Annotated in this window: 13 protein-coding genes and 2 pseudogenes; 4 read left to right on the forward strand and 11 right to left on the reverse strand. The window is 74.3% G+C overall.

The genetic code is table 11. The features are described from left to right. Positions 1-98: 98 nt before the first annotated feature. Positions 99-260, forward strand: a pseudogene (locus ACVV2G_RS16685) (ABC transporter ATP-binding protein); the annotation flags it as partial. A 145-nt stretch (positions 261-405) separates the two neighbouring features. On the opposite strand, the pseudogene ACVV2G_RS16690 reads toward ACVV2G_RS16685, so the two are convergent. The 3 genes and pseudogenes from ACVV2G_RS16690 to ACVV2G_RS16700 form a co-directional block, all read right to left on the reverse strand. Further along, a pseudogene (locus tag ACVV2G_RS16690) lies at positions 406-764 on the reverse strand (cupin domain-containing protein); the annotation flags it as partial. 77 nt (positions 765-841) lie between these two features. Further along, positions 842-1,819: a pyridoxal-phosphate dependent enzyme gene (locus tag ACVV2G_RS16695; RefSeq protein WP_453843470.1), complete on the reverse strand. Its 978-nt coding sequence runs from the start codon at positions 1,817-1,819 to the stop codon at positions 842-844. Positions 1,820-1,827: 8 nt separating this feature from the next. Continuing rightward, the gene (locus ACVV2G_RS16700) at positions 1,828-2,508 is read right to left on the reverse strand and encodes a helix-turn-helix transcriptional regulator (protein WP_453843471.1); all 681 of its coding nucleotides are present in this window, start codon (positions 2,506-2,508) and stop codon (positions 1,828-1,830) included. 403 nt (positions 2,509-2,911) lie between these two features. Between ACVV2G_RS16700 and ACVV2G_RS16705 the strand changes: the two genes are divergently transcribed. The 3 genes from ACVV2G_RS16705 (at position 2,912) to ACVV2G_RS16715 (ending at position 7,287) form a co-directional block, all read left to right on the forward strand. After that, a complete protein-coding gene (locus ACVV2G_RS16705; RefSeq protein ID WP_453843472.1) occupies positions 2,912-3,712 on the forward strand; it encodes a class I SAM-dependent methyltransferase in 801 nt (266 codons plus the stop codon). 318 nt (positions 3,713-4,030) lie between these two features. Next, the gene (locus tag ACVV2G_RS16710) at positions 4,031-5,695 is read left to right on the forward strand and encodes an alkaline phosphatase D family protein (RefSeq protein ID WP_453843473.1); all 1,665 of its coding nucleotides are present in this window, start codon (positions 4,031-4,033) and stop codon (positions 5,693-5,695) included. Positions 5,696-5,910: 215 nt separating this feature from the next. Then, complete coding sequence (locus ACVV2G_RS16715) at positions 5,911-7,287, forward strand: alpha-lytic protease prodomain-containing protein (RefSeq protein WP_453843474.1); 1,377 nt, start codon at positions 5,911-5,913, stop codon at positions 7,285-7,287. A 220-nt stretch (positions 7,288-7,507) separates the two neighbouring features. On the opposite strand, the gene ACVV2G_RS16720 is transcribed toward ACVV2G_RS16715, so the two are convergent. From ACVV2G_RS16720 to ACVV2G_RS16755, 8 genes are all read right to left on the reverse strand, one after another. Further along, the gene (locus ACVV2G_RS16720; protein ID WP_453843475.1) at positions 7,508-8,620 is read right to left on the reverse strand and encodes a serine hydrolase domain-containing protein; all 1,113 of its coding nucleotides are present in this window, start codon (positions 8,618-8,620) and stop codon (positions 7,508-7,510) included. Then, complete coding sequence (locus ACVV2G_RS16725; protein WP_453843476.1) at positions 8,617-9,537, reverse strand: DUF6895 family protein; 921 nt, start codon at positions 9,535-9,537, stop codon at positions 8,617-8,619. The genes ACVV2G_RS16720 and ACVV2G_RS16725 overlap by 4 nt, the downstream gene beginning before the upstream one ends. Then, positions 9,534-10,502, reverse strand: coding sequence for a DUF6895 family protein (locus tag ACVV2G_RS16730; protein ID WP_453843477.1), 969 nt, complete (start codon positions 10,500-10,502; stop codon positions 9,534-9,536). The genes ACVV2G_RS16725 and ACVV2G_RS16730 overlap by 4 nt, the downstream gene beginning before the upstream one ends. Beyond that, positions 10,499-11,206, reverse strand: a complete 708-nt coding sequence (locus ACVV2G_RS16735; protein WP_453843478.1) for a hypothetical protein — start codon at positions 11,204-11,206, stop codon at positions 10,499-10,501. Before ACVV2G_RS16735 ends, ACVV2G_RS16730 begins: the two co-directional genes overlap by 4 nt. Positions 11,207-11,227: 21 nt before the next feature. Beyond that, on the reverse strand, positions 11,228-11,416 hold the full coding sequence (locus ACVV2G_RS16740; RefSeq protein ID WP_453843479.1) for a hypothetical protein: 189 nt from the start codon (positions 11,414-11,416) through the stop codon (positions 11,228-11,230). A gap of 200 nt (positions 11,417-11,616) precedes the next feature. Beyond that, positions 11,617-13,338 (reverse strand): RecQ family ATP-dependent DNA helicase, encoded by a 1,722-nt coding sequence (locus ACVV2G_RS16745; protein WP_453843480.1) that lies wholly within the window; start codon positions 13,336-13,338, stop codon positions 11,617-11,619. Positions 13,339-13,466: 128 nt separating this feature from the next. After that, positions 13,467-14,099 (reverse strand): SAM-dependent methyltransferase, encoded by a 633-nt coding sequence (locus tag ACVV2G_RS16750; RefSeq protein ID WP_453843481.1) that lies wholly within the window; start codon positions 14,097-14,099, stop codon positions 13,467-13,469. 176 nt (positions 14,100-14,275) lie between these two features. Further along, positions 14,276-14,902 carry a mechanosensitive ion channel family protein gene (locus ACVV2G_RS16755; RefSeq protein ID WP_453843482.1) on the reverse strand — a complete coding sequence of 209 codons (627 nt, stop codon included), beginning with the start codon at positions 14,900-14,902 and terminating at the stop codon, positions 14,276-14,278. Positions 14,903-15,184 lie beyond the last annotated feature (282 nt).

Here is a 15,184-nt window from a genome sequence, read left to right on the forward strand (position 1 = left end):
ACCGGGCACCGGACGCGCGCTGGTCGGACTACGGACCGGACGCGGCGCCGAGGCCGGCTTTCCGGCGGGCAAGGACGCGCGCCGGGAGGGTGGCGCTGGTGCACGGCCGGACCGTGGTGAGGGTGACGCACGATCCGGTCGCCGACTCGGTCCTCCTCCTCGCCGACGGGCGGCTGGCGGGGCGGTCGGACGCCCCGGCCCCCGACGCGGTCGCGGAGCGGCTCGCGCACCTCGGCGACGACGTGCCGACGGGGATGTGAGCGATGTCCGTACCGGCTCTGCGGTCGATCCGGCACCGCCCCGGACGGTTCCTCGCGACGCTGCTGTCCGCCTTCCTGGCCCCCTCCCTTCCGTCGTTCCGTCGTTGCCCCGGTCATCGCCGGCGGGACACGGGCTCCCGGTCTGGTCGGCCTTGGCGTACTCCTTGGCCATGCCTCCGGCGAAGTCGTACACCACGCACTGCTCCTCGCCGACGCCCCAGGCTTCGTGCCCGGGCGAGCAGACGCACACGTCGCCGGGGCCCGCCTCGCTCTCGGTGCCCTCGTCGTCCCTGCGGACGCACACGGCCCTCGACCACGTAGCAGTTGTGGTCGATCATGCAGCTGCCGGTGCCCGCGATGGGCGCCACCGACTCCGACCAGCGCCAGCCCGGTTCGAAGGTGGCGACGGCGACGTCGAGTCCCTCCATGAGCACGGCCTCGATGTGCCCGCGGGGGGGGATCACGCCGCTCGTCCGGCTTGTCGAGCGTCTTCGCCTCGAACATGACGCTCCTCTTTCCCGGCCCCGCCTTCCGTCGTCCGCCCGGCGCCCCGGCGCCGCCGTCCGGGGGGGCGCACGGTGTCAGCGGGTGCCGCCGCACAGGTCGGCGAAGCGGCCGGCGTCCACGTTGCCGCCGGAGAGGATGACGCCGACCCGGCCGGGCAGGGGGCCCGCGCGGCCGGTGAGGAGGGCGGCCAGTCCGGTGGCGCCGCTCGGTTCGAGGACGGTCTTCAGCCGCTCGAAGGCGAACCGCATCGCGTCCCGGATCTCGTCGTCACGGACCAGCACGACCTCGTCGAGCAACCGGCGGTTGAGGGAGAAGGTCAGTTCGCCCGGCGTGTGCAGGGCCTGGCCGTCGGCGATGGTGCGCGGGACCGGTACGGTGACGCGCCGGCCCGCCTCCAGGGATCGCTTGGTGTCGTCGCCGGCCTCCGGCTCGACGCCGATCACCCGGGTGCCGGCGTGCAGGCCCTTGACCACGGTGGCGCTCCCGGCGATCAGTCCGCCGCCGCCGACCGGTGCGATCAGCGCGTCCAGCCGCCCCGTCTCCCCGACGAGTTCGAGGGCGGCCGTGCCCTGTCCGGCGATGACGTGCGGGTGTTCGTAGGGCGGGATCAGGCTCAGCCCCCGTTCCGCGGCCAGGGCCTCGGCGACGGCGACGCGGTCGCCGGTGTAGCGGTCGTAGGTGACGATCTCGGCACCGTACCCGGCGGTGGCCGCGCGCTTGGAGGGCGGCGCGTCCTCGGGCATGACGATCACGGCGGTGGTGCCCAGCTCGCGCGCGGCGAGGGCGACCGCCTGGGCGTGGTTCCCGGAGGAGTAGGCGGCGATGCCCCGGGACAGCTGCTCCGGGGTGAGCCGCGAGGCCGCGTTGTAGGCGCCGCGGAACTTGAAGGCCCCCACCCGCTGGAGGTTCTCGCACTTGAGGAAGACCTCGGCGCCGGCCAGGGCGTCCAGGGTGCGCGAGCGCATGACCGGGGTGCGGTGGGCGACGCCTTCGAGGCGGGCGGCGGCGGAACGGACGTCGTCGAGGGTGACCGGCGGGGTGGTGGTCGTCACGCGTGTCCTCAGGGGGAGTCGGCGGCCGGGCCGGGCTCGGCACGGGCCTGGGCGAGGTAGTGGTAGGCGGAGGCCCGGGAGATGCCGAGCCGGGCGGCGACCTGCTCGACCGAGCGGCGTACGGCGAACACGCCGCGTCCGTCGAGGTCGCGGAAGAAGGCCAGGCGCTGGGCGCGGTCCAGTGCCGTCCAGCTCCGGTCCCGGCGCAGCGGGTGGGCGTCCACGATGGCGTCGACCACCTGGTCGATGTCGTCGCCGAAGGTGGTCGCCGGCGGGTCGGCGGACGCGCCCGCGGCTCCGGCGAGGGCTCCGAGCAGGGCCTGGGCCCGGCCGACGGCGGTGACGTCCAGGTTGACGCACAGGGCTCCGAAGACGGCGCCCGTGGAGTCGCGCAGGACCATGGTGGAGGACTTCAGCAGGGTGCCGTCGTGCGTCCGCGTGACGTGGTTCAGCTCGTCCCGCGCCTCGTCGCCGCGGGCCGGCACCCGCATGCCGATCTCGCTCATCGCCCCGCCCACCGTCCGCCCGGTCACCGAGCCGGCGACGGCCACGACCGATCGTTCCGGGCGCCGGTAGTCGTGCAGGACCACCTCGCAGACCGGGCCGAACGTCGCCGCGATGCCGTCGACGACGGGGCGCAACGCGGCGAGGACGGCATCGCGTTCGGCGTCCGGGGCCGTTCCGTGCACGAGGTGCCTCTCCGCTCGACGCCCGAGGAGGCCGAGACTACACGTCCATGGGCTGGACTGACAGTCCAACCGATGCCCGTCCGGTCGGCTCCATGTCCGGCCGGGGCGTGCGCCACCACTCCACGTCCGGCCGGGGCGTGCGCCACCGTGACACCGACCGGCACCGCCTCCACGACCCGTCCGGCCGCGCGCCGAAGGAGTGCACGGCCCGGCGGCCGGGACGCCCCTGCCGGGGTGGACCCGGCCCGAGGACACCGGGCGTTCCGGTGGACCGGCACGGCCCCGCCGGGTGGCACCGCCCGGGACTCACCGTCACCGCGGTCCCCTCGCCGCGCCGCCGCGTCTGACACCCTCGCGGCACCCTCCTCACCGCCCAGCCCCTCACCCGGAGGTCGACCCGCTCATGCCCCAGGACGCCAGGTCCCCGCAGAAGCTGCGCAGCGACCGCGCCTCGCTCCCCCACAAGGTCCGGTACGCGCTGCGCCACCCCGACCGCGTCGGCCCCCATGTCCTGCGGGCCGGCCGGGACGCGTGGCTGCGGCTCAGGCACCCGCGCCACGTCGACTACTACCGGGCGGTGATGGCGTCCGACACCCGCCGCGACCCGGAGGCCGCGGTCGGCAGCCGGACCCACGACCGCTGGCTGGCGCTCGGGCGGATGCAGTTCGACTACCTGGTCGAGCACGGCCTGCGCCCCGAGCACCGCATGCTCGACATCGGCTGCGGCAACCTGCGCGGCGGCTGGCGGTTCATCGACCACCTCGACACCGCCCACTACTACGGCATCGACATCTCGCCGGACATCCTGATCGCCGCGAAGAGGACCCTCACCGAGCGGGGCCTCCAGGCGAAGCTGCCCCACCTGACCCTCGTCGGGGACCTCGGGCTGGACTTCCTGCCCGGCGGCCACTTCGACGTGGTCCACGCGCACAGCGTCTTCTCGCACTCGCCGCCGAGCGTGATCGACGAGTGCCTCGCGCACGTCGGCCGCGTCCTGACCGACACCGGGTTCTTCGACTTCACCTTCGACCGCACGGAGAACACGGAGCACCAGGTGCTCGGGGAGGACTTCTACTACCGCACCGACACGCTCCTCACGCTGGCCGCCCAGCACAACCTGCACGCCCGCTTCATGGCGGACTGGGAGCGCCGGCCGCACGGCCAGTCGAAGATCCGCGTCAGCCGCTCGCCGCTGCCGTCGTAGGCGGCGGGCCGCGACACCCCGGGCGCCGGACCGTCCGTCCGGCCCCGACGGGCGCGGGTCGGCACATCCGCGTACGTCCTCCTGTGTGATCGCTCCGCAAGTCCTGACAGTTTCTCCCGTTTTGTCTGCTTAGCATGCGGGGTCCGCGCATCGCGGGTCGGCGCCACAGCGCGACGGGGCCCCGGCACGGACCGCGCACACCGGACCGCCCCCGGGGGCACGTACCCGTGCCGGCGTGCGTGGGGCGACCGCCCGGGGCCCACCCGGCCCCCGTGCCGCTCGTCCATGGACCGCCCGCCCCGTACGAGAGGACACCAGATGGCGCCCACGGGCCGTCACAGCGCACTGGCCGAGCACGCCTTCTCCCCGCACGACGCCGTGATGGGCGCCGCCGCCCGGCACCTCGGCCGCAGGCGCTTCCTCACCGTCACCGCGGCCGCCGCCGCGCTCGCCTTCTCCACCAACCTGCCGGCCCGCGGCGCGGTCGCCGCTCCCCAGCTCGACGCGGCCCGCATCACCAAGGACCCGTTCACGCTCGGTGTGGCCTCCGGCGATCCGCTGCCGGACTCGGTGCTGCTGTGGACCAGGCTGGCGCCCGAACCGTTCCTGGAGGGCGGCGGGATGGGCACGGAGCGGGTCACCGTCGAGTGGGAGGTGGCCCTCGACGAGTACTTCGCGGCCGTACTGCTCCGGGGCACCGCCGAGGCCCACGCCGAGTACAGCCACAGCGTGCACGTGGACGTCAAGGGACTGACACCGGGCACGGTGTACTACTACCGCTTCCGCACCGGTGCCTGGCTCAGCCCGGCGGGCCGCACCCGCACCGCGCCCGCGGCGGGCAGCGCCCCGTCGAGCCTCACCCTGGGGGCCGTCGCCTGCCAGGCCTACCAGGACGGTTACTACACCGTGCTCCGGCACCTCGCCGAGGACGACGTCGACGTGGTCTTCCACCTCGGCGACTACCTCTACGAGTACGCGGTGAACCCGGCCGGCGGGGAACGCCGCTACACCGATGTCGTGCTGCCCGACGTCTTCAACCGCGAGACCATGACCCTCGCGGACTACCGGCTGCGCTACTCGCTCTACAAAAGCGACGAGGACCTCAAGGCGGCGCACGCCGCGCACCCCTTCGTGGTCACCTGGGACGACCACGAGACCGAGAACAACTACGCCGGCAGCATCCCCGAGAACGCCATCCCGCCCGAGCAGTTCCTGTTGCGGCGGGCGGCCGCCTACCGCGCGTACTGGGAGAACCAGCCACTGCGCGCCGCCCAGCTCCCCCAGGGCCCCGACGCGCAGCTCTACCGCCGGCTGCACTGGGGCACGCTGGCCCAGTTCGACATCCTCGACACCCGCCAGTACCGCTCCGACCAGGCCTACGACGACCGGCCGCACCCGCCCGGGCCGGAGACGGACGACCCGGCGCGCACGCTCATCGGCACCGCGCAGGAGCAGTGGCTGCTCAGCGGCTGGCAGAGTTCGACCGCGCTGTGGAACGTGATGCCCCAGCAGGTCTGCTTCTCGCAGCGCAAGTTCGACGTGACCGCCGACGCCGCGCTCTCCATGGACGCCTGGGACGGCTACCGCGCCTCCCGCGACCGGGTCGTCGCCGGGGCGAAGGCGGCGGGGGTCGACAACTGGCTGATCCTCACCGGCGACGTACACGTGGGCTACGCCCTCGACGTCAAGGAGAACTTCGACGACCCGGCGTCCGCGACCGTCGGCACCGAGGTGACCTGCACGTCCGTTGCCAGCGGCCGGGACGGGGTCGAGCAGCCCGCCAACTGGGACCTGTACATGCGGGCCAACCCGCACATGAAGTTCTACAACGCCAAGCGCGGCTACGTCCGGGCCGAACTGGACCGTCAGTCGACCCGTCTCGACTTCCGGACCGTCTCCGCCATCAGCACGCCCGGCGCCCCCATCACCACGGCGGCGTCCTTCGTCACCGAGGCCGGCGCGCCGGGTCTGAAGCCGGCCTGAACGCGGCCCGCGCGCGTCCGCGTACTGCACTTGGCACCCACCGCGACCCCCATAGCGCGAAAGACGCCCGGATCCGGCATCGCCGCGGATCTCTGCGGCAAGGACTGTGATTTCGCCGCAGTCGCACCGTGACCGACGGTCACTCACCGATCCCGCTGTCTGATCCCGCTGTCTGATCCCGCTGTTCCGCACAGCCCCTGAAGGAGGCACATCGTATGGTCGCCGGACATGCCGCGCGCAGCCGCCGCGCCGCCCTGACCGCGCTCGGCACCCTGGTCCTGACCGCACTCCCCGCGGCCGCCTCGGCCGCACCGCCCCCCGCTCCGGGGCCGCAGCCCGGCGCCGCCCGGACGCTCGGCGCCGACGGGCCGTCGGCGCAGGTGCTGCGCGCGATGGAGCGCGACCTGCGGCTGACCCCGGGCCAGGCGTCGGCCCGGCTGGTCAACGAGGCGGAGGCGGGGACCCGCGCGGGCATGCTGCGCAACACGCTGGGAGACCGCTTCGCCGGCGCCTGGGTGAGCGGCGCGACCTCCTCCGAACTGACCGTCGCCACCACCGACGCCGCCGACACCGCCGCCATCGAGGCCCAGGGCGCCAAGGCCGCGGTCGTGGCGAGGGGACTGGGTGAGCTGCGGGCGGTCAAGGAGAAGCTGGACACCGCCGCCGTCCGCACCCAGACCCCGCGGACGCCCGTCTGGTACGTCGACGTGAAGGCCAACCGGGTCGTGGTACAGGCCACCAGCGAGCAGGCCGCGGCGGCCTTCGCCGAGGCCGCCGGGGTCGAGAGCCAGGACATCGGCGTCAGGGTCTCGGTGCACCGGCCGCGGGTGCTGGCGGACCTCGTCGGCGGCGAGGCCTACTACATCGACGGACGGGCCCGCTGCTCCATCGGGTTCTCCGTCACCAAGGACCAGCAGCAGGGCTTCGCGACGGCCGGGCACTGCGGCGGCCCGGGCGCGAAGACCACCGGGTTCAACGAAGCGGACCAGGGCACGTTCCAGGCGTCGGTGTTCCCGGGCAAGGACATGGCCTGGGTGGGTGTCAACGCGGACTGGACCGCCACCCCGGACGTCCAGGCGCAGGATGACCAGAAGGTGCAGGTCGCCGGGTCGGTGGAGGCGCTCGTGGGCGCGTCGGTGTGCCGTTCCGGTTCCACCACCGGATGGCACTGCGGCACGGTCCAGCAGCACGACACGAGCGTCAGCTACGCGGAGGGCACCGTCGACGGGCTGACCGAGACGACGGTGTGCGCGGAACCCGGCGACTCGGGCGGTCCCTTCGTCGCGGGCGCCCAGGCGCAGGGCACCACGTCCGGCGGCTCCGGGGACTGCACGAACGGCGGGACCACCTTCTACCAGCCGATCAACCCGCTGCTGAGCGACTTCGGCCTCACCCTGAGGACCACCTCCGGCGAGTCCGCGACGCCGGCCCCGCAGGACAACGCGGCGGCGGACGCGTGGGCCGCGGGCCGGGTCTACGAGACCGGGGCCACGGTGTCCCACTCGGGCCTGCGGTACCGCTGCCTGCAGAACCACCAGGCGCAGGGCGTCTGGTCGCCCGAGAACACGCCGGCCCTGTGGCAGCGTGTGTGACGGGCGGTGAACCGCCGTACGGCACTCGGCGCGGGGGTCTCCGCTTCACGCGGCGGCCCCCGCGTCCGTACGTGTCCCCACCGCCGCGCGCTCCGTCCGTCCCCACCCCCGTCCGCCCCCGGCTTCCTCTGCCCACCCCCGTCTGCCCCGCCTATCCCTTCTACCCCCTCTGCCCCCTCTGCCCCCTCTGCCCCCGTATGAGGAATGCGCCTGTCCCCGTCTATCCCCCCATGAGGAACGCGTAGGCGGTGGCGATGAACGGGTCGCGGGCGCGGAACCGCCGGGTGCACACCGCGGCCAGGGCCGTGCCGGTGTCGGGCCGGAAGCCCAGGAACGCCTGCTGGCCCAGGGTGGCACCGCTGTGGAAGTACATCGGCCCGCCGTCCGCGGGGTGCCGGAACCAGCCCATCGTGTGCACGTGCCGGTGTCCCGGCCCGCGCCTGAGCACCGGCACCCGTACCGCCCGCAGCGCGCCCGCCACCGGTGAGGCCGCCGGGTCGAGGTGGGCTTCGAGGAAGGCGAGGAGGTCGTGCGGACCGGAGCGGACGGCGCCGGCCGCCTGGAAGCCTCCGGCGTCGAAGGGGGGCACAGGGGTGCGGCCGTCCTTGCGGTGTCCGGTGGCGTCGGTCTTGGTGTCCTCGGCGCGCAGGGCCGTGTTGCCCAGGCCGAGCGGGCGCAGCACGTGTCCGCCGAGCAGGTCCTCCCATGCGGTGCCGGTGGCCGCGGCGACGGCGTGGCCGAGGACGGAGACGCCGTAGTTGGAGTAGTGCCAGCGGGTTCCGGGGCGGTGCCTGGGACGGTGGCGCAGGAACGCGTCGGTCAACCGCTCGGCCGGGTAGCGGGCGTAGGGGTTGGTGCGCCATGCGGGCAGGGCGCGGGGGACGAAGTCGGGGGGCAGGGCGGGCAGTCCCGACGTGTGGGTGACGAGGTGGGCGAGCGTCGCGGGGTCCGGTCCGGCCGGCCGGTCCGGGTCCAGGCAGGTGGCCGCCGGTTCACCTCCGGTGAGCGTGCCGCTCCGGATCAGCCGGGCCAGCAGCAGTCCGGTGAACGTCTTGGAGGCCGACCCGATCTCGTAGCGCAGGTCCTCGCGGGGGACGGCGGGGGGCGGGGCGGTGCCTCCGGCGTGCACGGTGCGCCGGCCGTGCCGGGAGACGGCGAAGACGACGTCGGGCGCGTCGGAGGCGGCGACGGCTTCGGCGAGCCGCTCGCGCAGGGCCGCCTCGTCGCCGGGCCCGTCGCCGCCGGCCCCCGGGGTTCCGGGGTGCGGAAGCCGCGCCGGGGCGGCCTCGTCGTCGGCGGGGTCGCCGGGCCAGGGCGTGGCACGGCCCGTCATGAGGCGGAATGCGCCAGCTCGGAGAGGGCGCGGGAGGTGGCCAGCACGGAGGCGAACGCGGCGACCAGCGTGGGGTGGTAGATCATGTCGAACACGGTGTCGGGGTCCCCCTCGGGCATCGTCCGCACGGCGGGCATGGCGCCGTCGGGCTGCTGCGCGGCGGCGAAGCCCTGCCAGGCGGCCTCGTCGAGGGTGGGCCGGGGCAGGCAGGCGTCGACGACGAGGAGTTCACCGAGCAGGTCCCAGCGTTCGAGGTCCAGCCAGTCGTCGATCCAGACCGGGAGCCAGGTGGCGAGGTAGTCGGCGACGGGGGCCGGCAGGCCGTCGGGGTTCTCGCCCCAGTCGGTGAGGTGGAAGACGGTGTGGGTGACGTCGTAGGCGGTGTGGCCCTCGACCGTCCACGGTTCGGGGGTGCCGGCCAGCCAGGTGGTGCCCACCAGGTCGGCCTCGGGCGGCCGGGCCGGCAGGCCGAAGCGGCGCTGGAAGGCGGACAGTCCCAGGCGCCGGGTGGGCGTCACCGGGAACCGGGTCCAGCTGTCGAGCCGGTGGTTGAGCAGCGTGGCCCGCTCCACCTCGGGCTGGCTGTAGCCCAGTTCCCTGAACGGCAGGTACACCTCGAAGGGGACCGGCGAGAAGGGTTCGATGCGCTGTCCGCGCACCAGCATGAGCCCTCCGTCGAGGGTGTCCCGCCAGGTGTGGTCGAGCAGTTGCCGGGCCAGTTGGGCCTGGCGGGAGCCGGCGACGCCTTCGCGGAAGAGCACCTTGCAGATGAGGGCGAGTTCGCCGATCGGCTTGAAGCGTTCCAGGAAGCCGATCTCGGGGTCCACGTCCTGCTCCAGCCGGAAGCCGTCGCGGTGGGTCCAGAGCCACTCCAGGGCGCCGACGCCGACGCGGTGGATCAGGCGGGTGTCCGTCATCCCGGCACTCCTTGTCCGGCGTGGTCCACGTCCCTGAGCCGTGCGGTGGTGAGCGCCGCCGCGAAGACGGCCATCAGGGTGGAGTGGTAGCAGTCGGTGAAGGCGTAGGGGTCCTGGCCGGCGGCGGCTCCGGCCGCGGCCCCGGCGGCGTCCTGGGTGACGTCCTGGGTGGCGCCCTCCTCCGGGATCGCCCCGGACGGGTGCTGCGCCGCCGCGACCCGCTGCCAGGCGTCCTCCAGCACGGTCCGCTCGGGTGGGTGCGGCAGGCTCGCCGCCACCGCCAGCAGCTCGCAGCTCAGGTCCCACATCCTGGCCTCCAGGCAGGTGTCGAGCCAGGGCGGCAGCCAGTGCAGCAGGTAGTCCGCCAGGTCCGGGAGCATCCCCTCGGGCGTGCGTCCCCACTCGGTGAGGTGGAACACGACGTGGGTCAGCGCGTAACCGGCCGCGCGCTCGAAAGTCCACGGTTCCGGCAGGCCGCCCAGCCAGGTGCGGCCCAGGGCCTGCGGTACCCGGCCGTGCGGGCGGAGGCCGCTGCGCCGCTCGGCCTCTACGACCCCGAGCCGCCGCGTGGGGTACTGCTCGGTCAGCCGCCAGCCGCGGGTCCGGGCCACCACGGCGGCGGACGCCTCGTAGCCGGCGTGCCGGTGACCGGCCGAGGCGAAGGCCGCGTACACCTCCAGCGGGTAGGTGGCGAACGGCTCCAGCGACTGCATCAGCGGGAACAGTTCACCCCGGTGGGTCTGCTGCCAGGCGAAGTCCAGCAGTTCGGTGACCCGGACGTGGACCGGGTCCGACGGCGCGGTGCACGCCGACACGGAGGCGCAGACCTGGGCCAGCTCGCCCAGGGGTTTCCAGGTGCGGTTCACCTGGCCGTCGGCGGCCAGCGCGTCGTCGCCGAGCGTGAAGCCGTCGCGGTGCGCGGTCACCCAGTCCAGGGCGGCCTCCTCCACCCGCCGGACGCTCACAGCGGCACTCCGGCCGGCATCAGCCGCGCGGCCTCGAGCTGGAGGGTGACCCGGGGGTCGCTGCCGCCCATGAGCCGTACGAAGTCGAGTCCGGTCTCCAGGCCGAGGCTGTCGGGCACCCCGTCCAGGAGGGTGAGCCAGCGTCCGGCTCCGGCCGCCTGCCGCCAGTCACGGCGGCGTACCGCCCGTACGAAGCCGCGGGCGACGTCCACCGGCCGGTTGCGGGCCGCGCGGGTGACCGCGCATTCCTCGCCGGGCAGCGCGAGGGGGGCGAGTACGGCGAGCTGGTGGGTCAGAACCTGCCAGCCGGCGTCGTCGAGCCAGCCGGCGTCGGGTTCCGCACCGGGGTCGCCGTCCGGCGGGGCGTCCAGCGGCCGTTCGATCCGGCGCAGGGCACGGGCCATGGCCCAGTGGCTCCATACGACGGTGGGGGCCGCGTCGGCGCGCGGCGGGTGGGCCGCCACCGCGTCCTTGAACACGGCGAGTTGCCCGGGGTCGGGCGGAACGCGCAGAAGGGCGGTGGGCAGCAGGGTGTCGGCGCCCAGCACGCGCATCGCCGCACGCGCCACGCCTTCGCCCGCACCGCCGCCCGCCAGGGTGCCCCCCGCTCGCGCGTGGTCTCCGCTCCGAAGAGCGGAGACCACGTCGGAAGCGAGGTCCAGCACCGTTCCCTCAAGAAGGGTTGACGTGCTCGACTGCTCCATCTCGCTGCTCCCGTCGACCCGTCAGCCCTTCTTCGGGCGCGGGGTCGGCGGCGAAAGCAGCAGGCTCGTACCTCCGGACTGGAGGGCGAGCGCGGCGCACTCGCGGCTGTCGCGGAAGACTCCGTCGGGCTCGGCGGGGTCGAGTGCCGCTTCGATGTCGATGTTCTCGGTGCGGATGACTTCCTCGAGCACCTTGTCCTTGGAAGGCATGTCCATCTCCCTCTGGTAGCCGAACACCTTCACCACCACAGGTGTCCGGTAGGCCACAAAGCATGCCTCTCTTCTCAAAATTCTCAGAAGGTAACTTCTTCAACAAATCGGACATGTGTCGGGTGGGGGCCCGTGCGCGGCGCCGTGCACGCCCTGCTTCGCCCCGGCGGCGCGGGGTGGGAGGCCGTCAGGCCCCGCGGTCAGGCCCCGCCTTCCTCTCCCGGGACCACGGTGAGCAGGTCGTCGCGGCCGGCCAGGGTCTCCAGGGACAGGGTGCGGTAGCCGGCCCGGTCGAACAGGACGGTGATGCGGTCGCCGTCCTCGCTCAGCACCGTGCCCTCGCCCCACTCGGCGTGCCGCACCTGGGTGCCGGCCCGGTAGGCGGAGGCGGTGGGGTGGGCAGGCGCCGGGGGCCGCTTCTCCGTCTCCGGCGCCCCGGTCCGCTCCGGCCCGGCCTCGCGCGCCTCGCACACGTCGCAGGCGCCGCACGGGGGCTCGTACTCCTCGCCGAAGTAGCCGAGCAGGAAGCGGCGCCGGCAGCCGGTGGTCTCGGCGTACGCACGGGCCATGTCGACCCGGGTCCGGTCGGTCCGCCGGTGGGCGTCGGCCGCGTCCTCGGCCAGGTCCGCCGCCGCGTCGGGCGGCGTGCCGGGGTCCGGGCGGACGCCTCCGTCCTCCCCCGTGGCGACGGCGCCGGACTCCTCCAGCAGGTTCACCGCCGCGGTGACGCGGTTGCGGGACAGTCCGGTGGCCCGGCGCAGCTCGTCCACGCCCGCGGGGTCGGTCGCGTGGTCGTGCACGGCGTCGGCGACCTCGGACAGCGCGCCGCGGCCGGGGGCGCGAGCGGCGAAGTACGCCTGCATGCCGGTGTCTTCGGGCCGGTAGTGGAGGACGGCGAGGGCCGGACCGCCGTCCCGGCCGCAGCGGCCGATCTCCTGGTAGTAGGCGTCCGGCGAGCCCGGCAGCGCGGCGTGCAGCACGAACCGTACGTCCTCCTTGTCGATGCCCATTCCGAACGCGGAGGTCGCCACGACGACATCGGCGTCCCCGGCGAGGAAGGCGTCGTGGACGCGGGTCCGTTCGGCTGCGCGCAGCCCGGCGTGGTACGCCTCGGCGGCCAGTCCCAGGCCGGCCAGCTCTTCGGCGTAGTACTCGGTGTCCTTGCGGGTGGCCGCGTACACGATGCCGGGTTTCGGCTCGGCCGCGGCCCGCTCGACGAGTGCGCGGCGCCGGTCCTCCTCGTCGCGGAAGCGGCGGACCTCCAGCCGGATGTTGGGGCGGTCGAAACTCGTCACCGTCACCCGGGGGCGGTCCATGCCGAGGCGTTCGGCGATCTCCCTGCGCACCGGCGGGGCCGCCGTCGCGGTGAGGGCGAGCACCGGGGGCCGGCCCACGCGCCGTACGCCCTGCTCCAGTCGGAGGTAGTCGGGGCGGAAGTCGTGGCCCCAGGAGGCGACGCACTGGGCCTCGTCGACGACGAAGAGGGCGGGCCGGGCGTCGGCCAGCCGTGCCACGACCTCGTCCTTGGCCAGCTGCTCCGGCGACAGGTACAGGAAGCGGGCGTCGCCCCGGCGCACCGCGTCCCAGGCGGCCTCGGTGCGGGCGGCGGTGAGGTCGGAGTTGACCGCCACGGCGCCCGGGGTGCGGGCACCGTCGGGCAGGCCGGCGATCTGGTCCCGCTGGAGGGCGAGCAGCGGGGAGACGATCACCACCGGTCCGGACAGCAGGGTGCCGGGGACCTGGTAGACAGCCGACTTGCCGGAGCCGGTCGGCATGACGACGAGGGTGTCCCGGCCGTCCAGTACCGCCTCCATCGCCTCCAGCTGCTCGGGCAGGAGGCTGTCCCAGCCGAACACCTCGGCGGCGGTACGGCGCAGGCGCGCGGCCCGCCGTTCCGCGCCCGACAACCTCTGACCGCCCATCGTCGCTCCCTCGCTCGCCGGTTCCCGGTTCGGACGCGACGGTGCAGGTCGCGCCGTGGCCCGGGTACCCGGGCAGGTCGGCGGGAACCGGTGCCGGGCGGCCGTTCGCCCCTGCGCCCCGCGCGCAGTCACCTGCGGCGGAGCCGCCACACGTTGTCCTCGCGCCGGCCCTCGACGCCCTCGGGCGAGGTGCTCGGCCGGCGGACGGTCTCCTTGGTCTCGACGGTCCACTCGCCTTCCGGCAGGGCGAGTTCGGCGAGGATGCCGTCCAGGGTGGGGAAGACCGCGTCGAACGGCGGCTCGGTCTGCCAGGTGGGCCAGCCCGCGTGCAGGACGATCAGCAGGGTGCCGCCGTCGGTCACCGCCCGTGCGGCGCCGCGCAGGACCGTCTGCCGGTCGAGCGCGACCGGGGACTGCAGGAACTGGGCGCTCACCAGATCGAAGGTCCCCTCGGGGAACGTCCGGCCCAGTTCGTGGCGCTCCCAGGCGACCCGGTCGCCGACCCCGGCGTCGGCGGCCTGAGCGGCGGCACGTTCGAGTGCGGTGGCGGAGATGTCCACTCCGGTGACCCGCCAGCCGCGCGACGCCAGCCACAGGGCGTCCGCCCCCTCGCCGCAGCCCAGGTCGAGCGCGGTGCCGGGGGCGAGGCCGCTCGCCTCCCGGACCAGCAGCTCGTTGGGGCGGCCGCTCCAGACGCGGTCGGTGTCGCGGTAACGGGCCTCCCAGAACTCCGCGGGAGCCTGTGCGGGAGTGTCGGTCATGGTTCCTCCGGAGTGACGGACGGGTCGGCTGTCCGGCGGAATGCGCGAGGTCGGCGGCCCGCCTCCGTGCAGATTGCACCCGTGGAGGCCGGGACCGCGAGAAATGTTGCCGGTGCGGCAACCACGGAGGACGGCGGGCGGGAGGCCCGTGCGCCGGTACGCCCGGCCCCCGGTGGTCAGCCCGGGGCGAAGCCGGCGTCCTGGGCGTCGCCGCGCATCCACACGGCCCGCGTGTAGGGGATGGCGATGGCCGCCTCGTCCAGGGCCTCCTTGACCCGGCGCCGCAGTTCGCGGGTGACGCCCCACTGCTGGAGCGGCACGGTCCGGACCGCGACGCGCACGGTGACCCCGTCGGCGTCCAGCACCTGCACGCCCCACACCGAGACCTCTTCGAGCAGGAGGTCTGCGTAGCCGGGGTCCTCGCTGAGGGTGCGGCCGGTCTCCTCGAGCACGCGGTAGACCCGGTGCAGGTCCGCGTCGTAGGTCACGGGGACGTCCGGGACCGCGCGGGCCCACTCCTGGCTGTCGTTGCGGACCCGCAGGATCTCGCCGTTGGGGATGTGCCACAGGCCGCCGTTGAGGTCGCGTACGTGCGTCAGCCGCAGGCCCACCTGTTCCACTTCCCCGACGGCCTCGCCGAGGTCGACGAAGTCGCCGACGCCGTACTGGTCCTCGATCATGACGAGCAGGCCGGACAGGTAGTCGGCGACCAGGCTCTGCGCCCCGAAACCGATCGCCGGACCGACCACCCCGGCGCCGGCCAGCAGCGGGCCGAGGGCGATGCCGACCTGATCGAGCACCATGGCCACGCCGACCTGAACAGCACGATGGTCACGGCGCTGCTGAGCACCGAACCGATCGTGCGGGCCCGCTGCTCGCGGCGCCGGCGTGCCCGGGACCGGTCGCGGTGCAGGACGGCGGCTCCGCGGCCCGCTCGTCGGGGACGGCTGTGTTCGGACTCACCCGCCGGGGGCTCCAGCACCCGCTGGACGACCCGGGTGATGGCCCGCTTGGCCAGCGCGCGCACCACCGGCAGGATCACGACGATGAGCGCGATGCGCAGGGGTGTCCCGATCAGTACCGCC

The organism is Streptomyces sp. JK94 (assembly GCF_053613315.1).

Bases quoted from the DNA above. Each gene is read 5' to 3' on its own strand.
- ACVV2G_RS16705 (WP_453843472.1), top strand. From the start codon at position 2,912: ATGCCCCAGGACGCCAGGTCCCCGCAGAAGCTGCGCAGCGACCGCGCC.
- ACVV2G_RS16710 (WP_453843473.1), top strand. From the start codon at position 4,031: ATGGCGCCCACGGGCCGTCACAGCGCACTGGCCGAGCACGCCTTCTCC.
- ACVV2G_RS16715 (WP_453843474.1), top strand. From the start codon at position 5,911: ATGGTCGCCGGACATGCCGCGCGCAGCCGCCGCGCCGCCCTGACCGCG.
- ACVV2G_RS16720 (WP_453843475.1), bottom strand. From the start codon at position 8,620: ATGACGGGCCGTGCCACGCCCTGGCCCGGCGACCCCGCCGACGACGAG.
- ACVV2G_RS16725 (WP_453843476.1), bottom strand. From the start codon at position 9,537: ATGACGGACACCCGCCTGATCCACCGCGTCGGCGTCGGCGCCCTGGAG.
- ACVV2G_RS16735 (WP_453843478.1), bottom strand. From the start codon at position 11,206: ATGGAGCAGTCGAGCACGTCAACCCTTCTTGAGGGAACGGTGCTGGAC.
- ACVV2G_RS16740 (WP_453843479.1), bottom strand. From the start codon at position 11,416: ATGCCTTCCAAGGACAAGGTGCTCGAGGAAGTCATCCGCACCGAGAAC.
- ACVV2G_RS16745 (WP_453843480.1), bottom strand. From the start codon at position 13,338: ATGGGCGGTCAGAGGTTGTCGGGCGCGGAACGGCGGGCCGCGCGCCTG.
- ACVV2G_RS16750 (WP_453843481.1), bottom strand. From the start codon at position 14,099: ATGACCGACACTCCCGCACAGGCTCCCGCGGAGTTCTGGGAGGCCCGT.
- ACVV2G_RS16755 (WP_453843482.1), bottom strand. From the start codon at position 14,902: ATGGTGCTCGATCAGGTCGGCATCGCCCTCGGCCCGCTGCTGGCCGGC.